The following is a 12,820-nucleotide window of genomic DNA, read 5'->3' on the forward strand; positions in this document are numbered from 1 at the left end:
TCCGTAGGGTTTGGATTCCTGCCTCATGGCAGCGGGTGATTCGCCAGGCATTTCGAAAGATTTATCTCGATAAAATGCGGCCTGGGAGCGGTGGCAACCTAAGTCGGTACCCTGTCAGCAGTTGCAGAAGTAATAAAATCCACAAGCAACAAATCAGGGTGCCCAGCGCCCGGTAAAGGATGGTTCCCTGCCAGTCTTCATAAAACACTCCCTCAACGTATCCCTCGGAGGGGATAAAAAACACAGGGTTGAGATAAAGGGTGGTTCCGTTGTTGTACCTGACTGTCGTTCTGGCATAATGGTCGGACTTCCGCAACTCGAACGCGATATAGTTTGTGTGCTGGTGCAGGGCCAGACGTTTGCCGTGCTGCCCGGTTACCTCGATCAACTCGGCTTCCTGATCCATTTTAACTGTTACGGTTTGTCCCTGGACGCTCAAACTTTCCAGAGCTGGAATGGAATCGACAGGCTGGCCATCCCCGATAACCACCCCGTAACTTCTGCCCACTCTCAGGGCTTCCAAGACTTGGGATCCCTCAGTATGAGAGACGTTCACGAAGGTGCAGTTTTTACCCAATTGCGTCGGCTCCATTACGTTGTGGATGTCGTCATTTCCAATGATGAACACTTTTTTTCCGGCGGAAAGGGCGGCATCCCACTCGCGCGTCGAGGTGGCTGCCGGATTCAGTACTTCCATGCAATCGTAAGCCATAAGCCGGTCCAGGTCTTCTCCGGTGTACCCTCGCCTTATTTCGGGATGGTTTAGGACAGTAATCGAGCCGGGTGTTCGCAGTCGGCTGAGAACATACTGCTTGTTGTGAACGGTTTGGGGCAGCAGGTAGTCGAGCCAAAGAACCCGGCGACTTCCCAGGACGAGCTGATGGGTCTTGCTCGGGTTGTAGCCGTGTTCGTAAGCAGCGATAAAGGCTTTTTCATCCGAGTCGGTGGAGTCGATCTCATGGTAGTTGGAAACGCAGTGAACTCCATAATTGAGCGAGCGATAAGCTCTGTGAATGTCGGCTGCGTTTCCCTTCCCACTCGTTACGCCATTCCAGGCCCTGGCGTGGGCGTGAAAATTACACTTGACCCAGGGACTCGGGTTCAGGTCTTTGTAAGGGTTATAAAGGATTGGGCCCTCAAACGGCGACTGTTCCTCAAAATGAAACCGGGGGCAGAAGAAATACTGGGAGACAATGAGTGCAAGGATAATACTGGCAACTCCGAACAAGACCACATGGAGCAGTTTCATGGCGCGACAAACGAAAAAGTATGCCGCAAATGTAGATTTCCACTGTTACCTGGGTATTATCCCAGTGTAATCGGATTGATTAGGTCACGATGTCCTGCTCCCTGGTAGTATCTATGCTATGGGGCAAGGGATTACGAAAAATAAAGAAAAATATGCCTTGTAATCATTTTTTTTGCTGAAAAAAGGTAGGAATTTGCAGGGCTTTATTTTCAATATGCAGCGAATCCTGCTGCCCAAACACTGATACTTTCGAATATGCCTATGAAAACCAAGAAACTGGCCGATGAAATCACCAACGTACTGGAAGAAAAATTACTGGATCATGTCCATGATGCGAAGAAACTGAAAAAGGTCGTTGCAAAAGAGTCTGAAAAACTGGCAAAAAAAATCAGCAAATTTAATCGTAAGGGAATTAGCACAAAGCAAGACCCATCCGAAAAGGCCGTCAAATCATCCAAAAAAGGGAAGAAATTGTCAGCAATATCAACTTCGCAAAAATAAAAAAAGCTTCCGTTCCTCATTCTGTTCATTGAGTCTGGGATTGGGCGGATGGGGTATTATTTTTAGCTGGATGGTAGGGTGGGGGAGCCTTCGTCCCCCAAGGCCCGGTTCAGGAAAGCCACCAAAGGCTGCAATCCAGCGAAGGCTTTCAGGACGGTTTCTGCTAATTCAGGCGATGTCAATAGGCCATCGGGCAGAGGATGGCTGGCCGTAAAGCTTTTCAGTTTCAGATACTCGATGGCCGGATTGTCCGCCTGGTATCCTTTGGGGGGGCGTACCAGCACTTCAGCCCTCGATAAATCTTCGAAATAGGCATCAAAACTTGGCGCGGAAAGCATTTCCTTAAAACTCGCCAGGTTGTAGTCGATTTCCTGCCGGATGGTGGCCAGCACCTTGGAATCGGGCATATACATCCCACCCGCTATGAATGAGCCATTTGACTCGATGTTGAGGTAATAGCCTGCCGAGGGAGATTTTTTTCCTCCCAAATTGAACCAAGCCCCGAAGTTAGTCTTGTAGGGTGTTTTGTCGGTTGAAAAGCGAATGTCCCTGTTTATTCGGAAAATGCATGATTTCACGCTAAGCTGCGAGCTGGCGATGGCCGGGTCGATTTGTTCGAGGCCAGTGAGAAGGGTAGTCAGTAATTGTAGCACATCCGCCTTTGCCGTATCGTACAGTTTGCGGTTTTGGTCGAACCACTCCTTGTTGTTGTTGATTCTAAGCTGGATGAGAAAGTCAAAGGTCGCTAGTTGCAGCATGGAAAGTGGGTTCAGGTTTGAAAACTTTTGCTTGTCCTTCCGTAGGTGAGGGATGACTAAATTCCTTAGCAGGAATGCTAAGCATATTTAGTTGACAGTCAAAGCAAACTGTCCAGATACTTGTCAAAATGCTTCGTGTTGGATGAGTAGGCTCGAACGCACTGAATTACCATTTCCAACTTTTTCGACTTATGCTTTTTATTGAACGATCTCAGTAGCCGAAGCATGATTTTCTGATTGTTGCCGGTATTGCCTTGGAAATGATCTTGAATGTAATCGATAAGTTCGCCATAAATCAAATATCCCTCGCTTCCCGCGAGCCTTTCAAAGTAGTGGTAGGAAAAACGAAGAAAGCAGTTTTCGGTTCCTTCCCCAGGGCGCGCGATTAGGAGTAGGGTTTGGTACAGCATTCTGAGCTTTTCGGGTTGCACCGTCGACACAATTTTCTCGCAGGCTTCGTTGATCAATTTGTTAAAGGGAAGGGCGCATAGAATCTCACAGGTCTTGCCGGGATCGAGTTGGTTCCAATCAATCGTCAGAATGCCAAATTGGATCACCTCAAATATGTTTTCATCCAGCAGTTTGAGGCCCATCGAATGCTTTTGATAAGTCGGGGCCATTGTTTCCGCAAGGAACTTAAGCTGCTCCATCTGCACTCCCCAAACATAGGCAAACCTACCTTCGGCAACCACAGTGGTCGAGACGTGAGTGGTGGAGTAATCTCTCAATTTACCGAGTTCACGGATCAAATTTTCTTTTGAAGTGGCTATTTCCATCATTCGTCTATGTTCGGTATATTCAAAATGAAACGGCAATTACTTGTTGGTGGACATCTTCCAACAATCAGTTTCTATGGGTCACAGGGCTATCTCCTCAAAGGTATCGTTCGCGTAGAAGACAATGATTTTACAAACCTGCTTGTCTGGCAGCAGCTTAATGGCGTTTATAGAAGGCAGACTTGCCAGTGTTCTGGTACCCCCATTCTGTCGTGAGTGTTTTCTCTTTCTGGGCCTCTCCTCAAACAATTCCGAATAGTCGAAATCCCTAAAAAGTATCTTCAGCTTCGACAGGTAGGCGAGGGAGGGGGGGATTCGACCCGTCGAGACATACCCGATCACATTGGGCGATTGTTCGGTCAACGAGGCAAGCTTGCGCTGTTCGAGTCCATTCTCCCACATCCATTGTCGATAGTTTTCAAGAAAGAGCTTTTTAGCCTTCATCGGAACTCCTTCTGGTCAGACCGCGAGACCCGCTGGGCGAATTCCTTTACCTCCACCAAGCAACCCATTTCCTCATATTCCCGAATACTGATCTGCTCTGTACCTTGGCTATGGGAGGTATTGCGACTAATTTTTCTGACTGACAGGTTTCCATACGACCAGGATTCCCTTTTACGAGGAGGGCCATCCACCGCACTAAAAACGTTTATTGACTGGATAAGCACCAGTGCCGTCGAATGATGCTCCTTGCACAAATCACGGAGTGATGACCGGAACCCGGAGACAATCTTCGAAATTGCCTTTTCACACGGAGTCTCTGCTCGAATGGAGAGGGAGAAATACCGTACATTGTGTGGCCTTGCTTGAAGCATGATTGAACAGGGATTTAGTGGTGTATGAGGGAAGGTGATACTTGTATAATTCTTCTAGTTGCTTATTTTATGCCAGGAATGGCGTATTGTCGACCGACCGGACTTCGATGCTGTAATGCTCGTTAGGAAGCGGGCAATTCCTGGCAAAATCCGAGGCCTGTCGCTCGTCTTTGAACTGGGCGTAGATCACACTTATCACCTTCGCCCCCTCTATCACTTCCAGCAACTCAAAGTCAATTTCCTGCTCACCCGAATAGATAATTTGTAGACTGCTGAGCTGGCTGTAAATGCTGATTGTACCTTCGTCCTTTTGGGCGGTTATCCACTCATTAAAAACCAGCATCGCCTGCTGGTATTCTTCGGTAAATTTCTTTCGAACCTTGATAGAAAGCGGTTTGCCCGGCCCCTTCCTGTCTTCCAGGAAATTGAGGAAATTCTCCGGCCCCCTCACTATCAGGATGTAGGATTTCATTTCAAGGAGCTATTGAACAGTTCAAACTGTCGGGATTCATTTTGTTTCCCATGGTTTTCATACTGGTTGAACCGGCTTCGCTGAAATGATTTTTTGCTCATTCCCAGACAGTGTATCCATTCCAGAGCCTGATCGAATGCCTCTTTATCCAAATTGTACCACCTTACCTGAACCTCCTTCCGACGGGTTACCAACCCAACCTCCAGCAGTTTTTTCAGGTGCGCCGAGATACCAGGAGGAGAGTGTTGGGGAAAAGCAGCACATATGTCCCCAGCTTTCATTTCACCCTCTTTGGCCAGGAATTCGAGAATTCCCATCCGGGTTTCGTCACCCAATGCCCGAAAAACCTTATTAACATTCATCAAGATTCAGTTCATCGGGGAGGGGGTACAATCCTTTTTCGAGGGGCTAAACTAAGGGTAATTTATTCAAGATAAAAGTGGCTGGAAGGGACTAACACCCCTTCTTCTCGTAATCCTTAATTAACGGAATGATTAAATAAAGGCCCATTGACTTTCACAGGTATCTTTTTGATCTGGTTGCCGATAACTCATTTCTCTGGAGATTGTTGGTATATAACAATTATTTAACATTGGGGTGAAGCGAGAGTTAGCGCAAAGGATTGTAGTAGGTGAGTGTACGCGACCCAAAAGGCAACTACCAAACAAGCTTTGGCGGGCTGTTTAATTGAGTAATTAAACTAACCCGTATCTATATACGAAAAATGGGCCCAACCGCCAGTTTCACAAGAGGAAGGCAGTCTAGTATGATATATTTGTGTGAATTCCTAAATTTTTCCCCTTAAAGCGTTAATTTAACGTATACCCCATACGGTCACTTCTCATCAGTAAGTTGAGTTTTTTTATCACGTCTAATGGGCTGATTATTTGGCTTATGATAAAAATGTTTGAACCTCGTTTAAATGATTTCTTAAATAACTCACTCAGGTAAGGCATTCGAATACATCTTATTCTTCGAACCCGCCCTTAGTTTTGTACTGGGCAGAATGCACAGCCCCGCCGACTAATAGTTCGAAGGAACCTAGTCGGCGGGGCTGTCTATTGCGACTATTCTGTCGATGGCACGACAAAAGGAGAGACCTAGCCTTCCTGCGGGCCGTAATCGTGATTCACCATCCAGTTAAATCCGAACTTATCGACGAGAATCCCAAACTTGGCATTCCAGAACTGGACAGCCAGAGGCATGATGGTGTGGCCGCCTTCGGACAAGGCTTCAAAATAGTCCTCTGCCTCTTCTTCCGTATCGCAGTTTAAGGAAAGGTTGAACGTGTTCCCGTTTACCAACTCTGGCCCCACGCCCGAGTTGTCGCTCGCCATGAGCACCAACATATCGTTTCGGATGTCGGCGTGCATGATTAGTTGCAGTTTCTCGTCGGGCATCTGATCTGCCCCGGGGGTGCCTTCGAAGGTCATGAGTTGAAGCTCACCGCCGAGGCACTCCTGATAGAAGGTCATGGCTTCGCGGCAGTTGCCCTCAAACGTGAGGTAAGGATGGATTTGTGACATAGTGATTTGAATTTAAAAAAAGGTTTAGGAATAGAGATAATAAGTGAAAAGGAGATAGAGTGAATAGGACAAATTAAAAAAGAGCCATCCTGTGGCCATTTCCCCATTTGCGGTATTAAGGTTTTGTTGCGATACGGCTCAACTCAAATATGCTGTCTAAAATATGATAAAATAGCCGTTATACGTGAAAATCCAGGCTATTTACTGATCACTTCCCAAGGATCATACGAGCCGAAACACCAAAGATGTCCCTCGGGATCATAGCATGAGTAAGATTTGCCACCATAACTTTCGGTCTTGAATTCAATGGCAATCTTGGCATCGTGGAGTTTAGCATTGTTGTAATGTCCCTCGATGTCCTTTTCGTCAATGATGACGTAAGGGCTTTGGGTCTCGAAGCCGTCCGAATCTTGGGGCTGCCGGATCAATTTTGAAAAGGGAGAGACGCTTTTTGCCGAACCCAGCATAATCATACTTCCCTTATAGGTGAGTTCGGCGTGGGCTATTTTCCCATCCTCCGACTGGTAGATGAATGACTCATCGAAGCCAAAGGCATCGCACAGCCACTCGATGGCCTTCTCGGCGTCATTGTACAGAAGCGACGGAATAATCCTTGATTTGTTCATGATTTGCTGAGTCAATATTCGCCTAACGTTTGTAGAAAATGTAATCCGTCTTTATCGGCTCTATGCCGCACTCCCTAAAATCTGAGATAATCTGTCCCCGGTGGTGGGCAGTATGGTTGGCGATGTGATAGAGAATATCGGAAATCTTGTTACGAAGTTCGGTTCCCTGTGAATTCCGGTAAGTGATACTATCATTCAGGTTAACCTCTCCGATTATTTCCATTGAGTACTCATAGTTCTGTTTGTTGATTTGCGGGCAACGCTGTGGTATTTGCAAATCATGCACCCCGAAAGGCTCGATTTCCAGAATTCTGGCGTTCCAAATCTGGTGCGCGTTCAGGATATGGCAATACAAGGGAAAGGTACGTTCGGGCAACTTTTCGAGATTCTTCCCGATTTCCAGAAAAACCCTTCTGTTGAACTCGAAATGATAGGTAAATATGTCTCGAAAAAAACCTTCCATAACAACCTTTTAAGTTAAACTTGAAGATCTTCTAATGCTCGTCAATTGGATGGGTATCCAATGGGCAGATCTTTTCCTAGCCAAAATATCCACTAATGTAATTTTGAGTCAATTCATTTTTCGGATTATTGAAAATGGCGTCTGTCGTACCGTACTCGATTACCTCTCCCAAATACATGAAGGCCACCTTGTCGGAAATGCGCTGTGCCTGCTGCATATTGTGTGTTACTATCACGATAGTGTAGTTTTCTTTCAGCTTTACAATCAGCTCTTCGATCTTGCCCGTGCTGATGGGATCTAGGGCTGAGCAGGGTTCGTCCATCAGGATCACCTCCGGTCGCAGCACCACCGTGCGGGCGATGCACAGCCGCTGCTGCTGCCCGCCCGATAGCTTCACGGCGGGCTTGTCGAGTTCGTCCTTCACTTCGTCCCAAATGAAACTCTCTTCCAGGGCCGACTGAATCATGACGGGAATTTCTTCTTTAGGGAATTTATGGAGTTTGAGAGCGTAGGCCAGGTTGTCATAAATGCTCTTGGGCAGCGGGTTGGGCTTCTGGAACACCATACCGATGCGCTTGCGGGTCTCGGTCACCGAACTGGCGCGGTCGTAAAGGTCACGTTCATCCAGCTTGAGCGTACCCTCGACGCGGGCGTCGGACGAGAGGTCGTGCATTCGGTTGAAGGCGCGCAACAGCGTGGACTTGCCGCAGCCCGAAGGTCCGACCAGCGAAGTGACCTGACGCTCCGCGAAGTCGATGTCGATGCCTTTCAACACTTGCTTCTTGCCAAACCACATGTTTAAGTCGTGAGCGGATAGTTTGCTCTCTTTCATAAGTTGGTATATGGTGGGGGTCGTTTACCTTACACGATGCCGGTAACGAATGTAAAAAGCAATGAGATTGAGTATAAAAACCAGCCCGATCAGCACTACGGCGGTGCCATAAGCCAGCGGCCTGACTTCCATGATAGACTGGTGCTGGGTGGAGAGCATGTACAAATGATAGGGCAAAGCCATGAACTCCTGGTTGAGCGAACTCGTCGGGCGGTTGATGTAAAAGGCCACACCCGTGAACAGGATGGGGGCCGTTTCGCCCGCCGCGCGGGAAAGCGTAAGGATGACGCCCGTCAGAATGCCGGGTAGCGCTCTCGTGATTACCACATCGCGTATGGTTTCGAACTGCGTTGCCCCCAGGGCCAGTGCGGCTTCCCTCATGCTGTTGGGGATTTGTTTTAGCGCTTCCTCCGTGGTAGTGATGATGTAAGGCAAAGAAAGTAGCCCGAGCGTCAGTCCGGCGGCCAGCACGGAAGTGCCAAGGCCCATTCCCTGTACAAAAAGGGCCAGCCCGAACAGTCCGTAAATAATAGACGGAATGCCCGCCAGATTGCGGATGGAGGCCCGGATGATGCCCGTCAGCGCATTGGGGGGCGCGTATTCGTTGAGATAGACCGCGCAGGCCACGCCGAACGGCACCGAAAATAGCGTGGTGATGAGCGTAAGCCAGAGCGTCCCGATTACCGCTGGCAGAATACCGCCCTGCGTCATGCCATCCGTAGGGAACTTAGTAATAAAATCCCAGGAAACCGAAGGCAACCCTTTGGAAAAAATATCGAACAAAATAATGCCCAGAAACAGGCAAACAATGGCCGTGCTGCCCGCAAGAATCGTCCAGTTGAAGGCGGCGGTCAGGGCTTTTTTCATGCGTGAAACTTACGGAGTCGGTTGGCCAGGGTTTCTCCCAAAATATTGATGACCAGCGTGATGATGAAAAGCACGGCCGCAATAGCAAAAAGCGCAAAGTAGTGCGTCGTACGGTAGGGTACTTCGCCCATCTCGATGGCGATGGTGGCCGTGATGGTGCGGATCGAATCCAGGAAGCCGCGCGGCATAGCGGAGGCGTTGCCCGTGGCCATCAGCACGGTCATGGTCTCGCCCAAAGCACGGCCCAGTCCCAGCATTACGGCGGCAATGAGGCCGGGCAAGGCGGCCGGGAGCGTCACCCGGAACAACGTGGCCCAGCGGTCGGCCCCCAGCGCCAGGGAGGCTTCGCGGTAGCTGTCGGGAACGGCGTTGATGGCGTCTTCGCTGATGGTCACGATAGTAGGAAGCGCCATAACCGCCAGTAAAATTGAGCCGTTGAGAGCATTTAAACCATTTTGCAAACCAAACAAAGTAGCGATGCCCGGCCCGACCAGCACAATACCCAAGAAACCAATGGCCACCGAGGGAATCGCCGCCAGCATTTCAATTACTGGTTTTAGAATCGCTTGCAAATGGCTGGGTGCGAGTTCGGAGAGAAAAGCGGCCGTGAGGATGCCCAGCGGCACGGCGATGGCCATCGAACCCAGGGCCACCAGCCCGGTACTGGCCAGCAGCGGCAGGATGCTGTAGCCGGCTGACTCTCCACCGGGCTTCCACTGCGAACCCGTGAAGAAATCCACTGGGTCGATGTCGAGGAAAAAAGCGACGCTGTTGTAGAGCAGCATGAAGAAAATGCCGCCCAGCACGGCAATCGTCAGCAGTCCCGTGGCCTTGAATATTCGGTTTAGCAGCCAGTCGGTTCGTTCGCGTCTTCGGAGATTTGTCGTCATTTTTTTACCGGATAATAGCCCGCCGACTCGATGAGCCGCTGCCCCTGGGCGCTTTTCTCGAAGTCAAGGAAGGGTTTTAGTTTTTGGTAAGAATCGGTTTTGAAGTATTGGTAGAGAGGCCGCTGGAAGAAGTATTTTCCGGCGGCGATCATCTGCCCGTCCAGCGGCGAGACGGCCGCCGCGCCGCTTTCGACATAGACAGGCAGCGTCTTGATCCCCTTGCTGCCGCCGTGGACCACGTAGCCCGCTCCGACGTAACCCACTCCGGAGTCGTCGGACTTGATGGCTTCCAGGATTTGGGCATTGCCGTTCATCTCCTTGGCGCGGGGACTGAACTGGATATCAAGCTGGTGCTTGACGTAGTCGTGGGTGCCGGAGTTGCTCTGCCGCCCGTAGATATTGATGGGCTGGTTTTTTGTCGAGACCGCCGACCAGTTCTTGTACTTGCCGCTGAGGATGCCTGCCAGTTGCTTCGTGCTGATCGAGTCGAGGGGCAGACTTTTGGCCACCACGATGGCGACCGCGTCCTGGGCGAAGATAAAGGAGTCGATGGCGATGCCTTCTTGGTGGAAAAGCTTCATTTCTTCGCCATTGATGGGTCGCGAGGAATTGGCGAGGTCCGTCGTCCCGTTGAGCAAAGAGGCGATGCCCAGGCCCGAACCACCGCCCGAGATGGAAACGAAGACGTCGGGAGTGACTTCCTGGAAGGTCTCGGCCAACTGTACTGCGAGGTTTACCTCCGTGTCTGACCCCTTGACTTTAATAGTGTCATCGTTTTGGGTACAGGAGAAAACCATAACCGCTAATAAACCCAAAAGATATTTATTCATTTTCCGCACAGTTGGACGAGTAAAGCACGGCTAAAACAAAAGAAGCGACAAAAATAATGTGTTGCCTTTGTGTTAAATTATTGGGATAGGGCAAAAAAAAGGCACCACAAAAATCGTGGTGCCTTTGGTTAATCGGCAATTGGTGTCAGACGAATGGGGTGCAAACTTACAATAATAGGTAGTTAAGGTCAACACGGTTATATTTCGGCCGAATTGATAAAAAAAACACATTGGCGAAATCGCGAACTATTCTTACATCTGCGGACTGGAACCCATGATAGAGTCAATAAAGAAAGTATCTAACCTCCTTGGGAGTTGCGCAAAACGCAAGATTCTGAATTCTCACTCTAGCCGGGCCGCGCCCGTTTTGCAACCATGGCTAGCGGCACCACAAATCAGGGTTAGCGGACTTTTCCTCATAAGCCGCCCTTCCCAGCGCTTAGTGCTTTTTATGACGAGTCAGCTATGGAAATTCAGTGGTTCAACCGCTCGATTCGACAGATCACCGGAAAAGTCTTTCGGCTAGTGCCTTTTTTGTGCATTTTTACAAAATGAATTCCTCGGAAAATCAGCTTTTTGTCCTCAACGACCGTTGGGTTCGAATCTTCGCGGTACCGATTATCGGCTTCCTGGTGCCGCTGCTTTTCTTTGGGGAAAAGATGGAGAATGGCTTGACCGGCTATCTACCCCTCTGGTTGGTTTCTGCGTTTTACACTTTCATTTATTACGAAGGCAGCCGTCAGATTTTCCTGCAAGTACACAACCGTTTTCCGCATATTTCCCAGACGATCCGCCGGATCACTTGGTTGGCGATTTTCGTTCTGGTTTATATCATGGTTGTTTGTACTTTACTGGAAATGGCACTGCACCAAGCATTGCGCGGAATGCCAGATTACAACCACCAGGTCTCGCTTTTGGCCAATTACATGGCAAGCATTATCCCCACGATCATCTGTTTATCCATTTACGAGGGCGTGTTCTATTTCGAGCAGTACCGCAAAGCCCTTCTCGAGACGGAGCATTTAAAGCAGGAGAATGTGCTGTCGCAGCTGGAATCACTCAAAAGCCAGGTGAACCCGCATTTTTTGTTTAACAGCTTGAATACCCTCGCTGCCCTCATTCCTGAAAACGCCGACCTGGCAATTGAATTTGTACATAAGCTTTCTAAGGTGTATCGTTATATTCTGGAAATCACGGATCTATCCACGGTGAGCCTCCGCGAAGAGGTTGTGGCCCTAAATGCTTATCTGTTTCTTTTGCAAATCCGGTTTGGTCGCAATTTGACCGTCCGCATGGTACTGCCCAAAGAGCGACTTGACGACCACATCGTGCCGTTGGCGCTGCAAATGCTGGTGGATAACGCGGTAAAACACAACGTGAGCTCTACCCAAAGACCGCTTTGGATAGAGATAAGGCTGGAAGGAGATCAGGTAACGGTGCAAAACAATTTACAAACCAAGAACAACCCTGAGGACTCGACCGGGCTGGGACTTCCCAATATTCGGAACCGCTACCAATTATTGGTTGGCAAACCGATCGAAGTCATTGTGACCGCTCAGACTTTCACGGTGAGCCTGCCTGTGCTTCCGGCCCCGGCTTATGCGCGGGTGGCGGTGGTTTAGAGAATTATGTTCCTCTGGACGGGCAAGATGCCCGTACCACACCGTATTTTATGAACGTACTTATTATTGAAGATGAGCAGCCCGCTGCGAAACAGTTGGCGAGGATGGTAAGCGGCTTGCGACCCGAATGGCGCATCGTGGATGTAATCGACAGCGTGGAGGCGTCGGTAAAGTGGCTGCGCACCTTCGCTCATCCCGATCTGCTTTTCATGGACATTCAGTTGGCCGACGGCGTCAGCTTCGATATTTTCTGGCAGGTAAAGGTCGAGGCCCCGGTACTATTCACGACAGCTTACGATAAGTACACTCTGAAAGCCTTCAAAGTCAATAGCATCGACTACCTGCTCAAACCGATAGACAAAAAGGAACTCGCCTTCGCCCTTGACAAATACGATTCTTGGCAGGGAAAAACGCCGGATATCGCCCAGTTGATCAGGCAACTTACGCCGCCTACCTACAAGGAACGGCTGCTGGTCAAAACGGGACAGCAACTCACCTACCTGCTCACCGAGTCGCTGGCTTACCTGTATTCCGAAGACGGCCTAACCTTCGCTACCGATACCCACGGCAAGCGGTGGATTTTGGAAAACTCG

At 49.4% G+C, this 12,820-nt stretch carries 16 protein-coding genes; 3 read left to right on the top strand and 13 right to left on the bottom strand.

The window, feature by feature from the left end; all coding sequences use genetic code 11:
• Nucleotides 1–61: 61 nt before the first annotated feature.
• A complete protein-coding gene (locus tag ACEW8P_RS24965) occupies nt 62–1,249 on the bottom strand; it encodes a hypothetical protein (RefSeq protein WP_373515782.1) in 1,188 nt (395 codons plus the stop codon).
• 261 nt (nt 1,250–1,510) lie between these two features.
• Between ACEW8P_RS24965 and ACEW8P_RS24970 the strand changes: the two genes are divergently transcribed.
• Nucleotides 1,511–1,750 (top strand): hypothetical protein, encoded by a 240-nt coding sequence (locus ACEW8P_RS24970; protein WP_373515783.1) that lies wholly within the window; start codon nt 1,511–1,513, stop codon nt 1,748–1,750.
• A gap of 62 nt (nt 1,751–1,812) precedes the next feature.
• Here the strand turns inward: ACEW8P_RS24970 and ACEW8P_RS24975 are convergent, their stop codons facing one another.
• From ACEW8P_RS24975 to ACEW8P_RS25030, 12 genes are all read right to left on the bottom strand, one after another.
• A complete protein-coding gene (locus tag ACEW8P_RS24975; protein WP_373515784.1) occupies nt 1,813–2,508 on the bottom strand; it encodes a DUF2461 domain-containing protein in 696 nt (231 codons plus the stop codon).
• 98 nt (nt 2,509–2,606) lie between these two features.
• On the bottom strand, nt 2,607–3,287 hold the full coding sequence (locus ACEW8P_RS24980; RefSeq protein WP_373515785.1) for a hypothetical protein: 681 nt from the start codon (nt 3,285–3,287) through the stop codon (nt 2,607–2,609).
• A gap of 78 nt (nt 3,288–3,365) precedes the next feature.
• On the bottom strand, nt 3,366–3,728 hold the full coding sequence (locus ACEW8P_RS24985; RefSeq protein WP_373515786.1) for a hypothetical protein: 363 nt from the start codon (nt 3,726–3,728) through the stop codon (nt 3,366–3,368).
• Between the two features lie 438 nt (nt 3,729–4,166).
• Nucleotides 4,167–4,571: a hypothetical protein gene (locus ACEW8P_RS24990; RefSeq protein ID WP_373515787.1), complete on the bottom strand. Its 405-nt coding sequence runs from the start codon at nt 4,569–4,571 to the stop codon at nt 4,167–4,169.
• Nucleotides 4,568–4,933, bottom strand: coding sequence for an ArsR/SmtB family transcription factor (locus ACEW8P_RS24995; RefSeq protein ID WP_373515788.1), 366 nt, complete (start codon nt 4,931–4,933; stop codon nt 4,568–4,570). Before ACEW8P_RS24995 ends, ACEW8P_RS24990 begins: the two co-directional genes overlap by 4 nt.
• 738 nt (nt 4,934–5,671) lie before the next feature.
• The gene (locus ACEW8P_RS25000) at nt 5,672–6,097 is read right to left on the bottom strand and encodes a VOC family protein (RefSeq protein ID WP_373515789.1); all 426 of its coding nucleotides are present in this window, start codon (nt 6,095–6,097) and stop codon (nt 5,672–5,674) included.
• 197 nt (nt 6,098–6,294) lie between these two features.
• Nucleotides 6,295–6,723, bottom strand: a complete 429-nt coding sequence (locus ACEW8P_RS25005) for a VOC family protein (protein WP_373515790.1) — start codon at nt 6,721–6,723, stop codon at nt 6,295–6,297.
• A 22-nt stretch (nt 6,724–6,745) separates the two neighbouring features.
• Entirely contained in the window at nt 6,746–7,186 is a 441-nt protein-coding gene (locus tag ACEW8P_RS25010; protein WP_373515791.1) for a DinB family protein, read from the bottom strand.
• A 76-nt stretch (nt 7,187–7,262) separates the two neighbouring features.
• Nucleotides 7,263–8,018: a phosphate ABC transporter ATP-binding protein PstB gene (gene pstB / locus ACEW8P_RS25015; RefSeq protein WP_373515792.1), complete on the bottom strand. Its 756-nt coding sequence runs from the start codon at nt 8,016–8,018 to the stop codon at nt 7,263–7,265.
• Nucleotides 8,019–8,042: 24 nt separating this feature from the next.
• Nucleotides 8,043–8,885: a phosphate ABC transporter permease PstA gene (gene pstA / locus ACEW8P_RS25020; RefSeq protein ID WP_373515793.1), complete on the bottom strand. Its 843-nt coding sequence runs from the start codon at nt 8,883–8,885 to the stop codon at nt 8,043–8,045.
• Nucleotides 8,882–9,775, bottom strand: a complete 894-nt coding sequence (pstC, locus tag ACEW8P_RS25025) for a phosphate ABC transporter permease subunit PstC (RefSeq protein ID WP_373515794.1) — start codon at nt 9,773–9,775, stop codon at nt 8,882–8,884. The genes pstA and pstC overlap by 4 nt, the downstream gene beginning before the upstream one ends.
• The gene (locus tag ACEW8P_RS25030) at nt 9,772–10,605 is read right to left on the bottom strand and encodes a PstS family phosphate ABC transporter substrate-binding protein (RefSeq protein ID WP_373515795.1); all 834 of its coding nucleotides are present in this window, start codon (nt 10,603–10,605) and stop codon (nt 9,772–9,774) included. Before ACEW8P_RS25030 ends, pstC begins: the two co-directional genes overlap by 4 nt.
• 551 nt (nt 10,606–11,156) lie before the next feature.
• Here ACEW8P_RS25030 and ACEW8P_RS25035 point away from each other — a divergent pair.
• Together ACEW8P_RS25035 and ACEW8P_RS25040 are read left to right on the top strand one after the other, a co-directional pair.
• Complete coding sequence (locus tag ACEW8P_RS25035; RefSeq protein WP_373515796.1) at nt 11,157–12,227, top strand: sensor histidine kinase; 1,071 nt, start codon at nt 11,157–11,159, stop codon at nt 12,225–12,227.
• 50 nt (nt 12,228–12,277) lie between these two features.
• On the top strand, nt 12,278–12,820 hold a 543-nt coding region (locus ACEW8P_RS25040; protein ID WP_373515797.1), incomplete at its 3' end, for a LytR/AlgR family response regulator transcription factor.

It is taken from the genome of Persicitalea sp., from assembly GCF_041751555.1.
Lineage (GTDB): Bacteria > Bacteroidota > Bacteroidia > Cytophagales > Spirosomataceae > Persicitalea.

What these genes read in the sequence shown, in the direction of transcription:
- ACEW8P_RS24965 (WP_373515782.1), bottom strand. Translation starts at nt 1,249, where the DNA reads ATGAAACTGCTCCATGTGGTCTTGTTCGGAGTTGCCAGTATTATCCTT.
- ACEW8P_RS24970 (WP_373515783.1), top strand. Translation starts at nt 1,511, where the DNA reads ATGAAAACCAAGAAACTGGCCGATGAAATCACCAACGTACTGGAAGAA.
- ACEW8P_RS24975 (WP_373515784.1), bottom strand. Translation starts at nt 2,508, where the DNA reads ATGCTGCAACTAGCGACCTTTGACTTTCTCATCCAGCTTAGAATCAAC.
- ACEW8P_RS24980 (WP_373515785.1), bottom strand. Translation starts at nt 3,287, where the DNA reads ATGATGGAAATAGCCACTTCAAAAGAAAATTTGATCCGTGAACTCGGT.
- ACEW8P_RS24985 (WP_373515786.1), bottom strand. Translation starts at nt 3,728, where the DNA reads ATGAAGGCTAAAAAGCTCTTTCTTGAAAACTATCGACAATGGATGTGG.
- ACEW8P_RS24990 (WP_373515787.1), bottom strand. Translation starts at nt 4,571, where the DNA reads ATGAAATCCTACATCCTGATAGTGAGGGGGCCGGAGAATTTCCTCAAT.
- ACEW8P_RS24995 (WP_373515788.1), bottom strand. Translation starts at nt 4,933, where the DNA reads ATGAATGTTAATAAGGTTTTTCGGGCATTGGGTGACGAAACCCGGATG.
- ACEW8P_RS25000 (WP_373515789.1), bottom strand. Translation starts at nt 6,097, where the DNA reads ATGTCACAAATCCATCCTTACCTCACGTTTGAGGGCAACTGCCGCGAA.
- ACEW8P_RS25005 (WP_373515790.1), bottom strand. Translation starts at nt 6,723, where the DNA reads ATGAACAAATCAAGGATTATTCCGTCGCTTCTGTACAATGACGCCGAG.
- ACEW8P_RS25010 (WP_373515791.1), bottom strand. Translation starts at nt 7,186, where the DNA reads ATGGAAGGTTTTTTTCGAGACATATTTACCTATCATTTCGAGTTCAAC.
- pstB (WP_373515792.1), bottom strand. Translation starts at nt 8,018, where the DNA reads ATGAAAGAGAGCAAACTATCCGCTCACGACTTAAACATGTGGTTTGGC.
- pstA (WP_373515793.1), bottom strand. Translation starts at nt 8,885, where the DNA reads ATGAAAAAAGCCCTGACCGCCGCCTTCAACTGGACGATTCTTGCGGGC.
- pstC (WP_373515794.1), bottom strand. Translation starts at nt 9,775, where the DNA reads ATGACGACAAATCTCCGAAGACGCGAACGAACCGACTGGCTGCTAAAC.
- ACEW8P_RS25030 (WP_373515795.1), bottom strand. Translation starts at nt 10,605, where the DNA reads ATGAATAAATATCTTTTGGGTTTATTAGCGGTTATGGTTTTCTCCTGT.
- ACEW8P_RS25035 (WP_373515796.1), top strand. Translation starts at nt 11,157, where the DNA reads ATGAATTCCTCGGAAAATCAGCTTTTTGTCCTCAACGACCGTTGGGTT.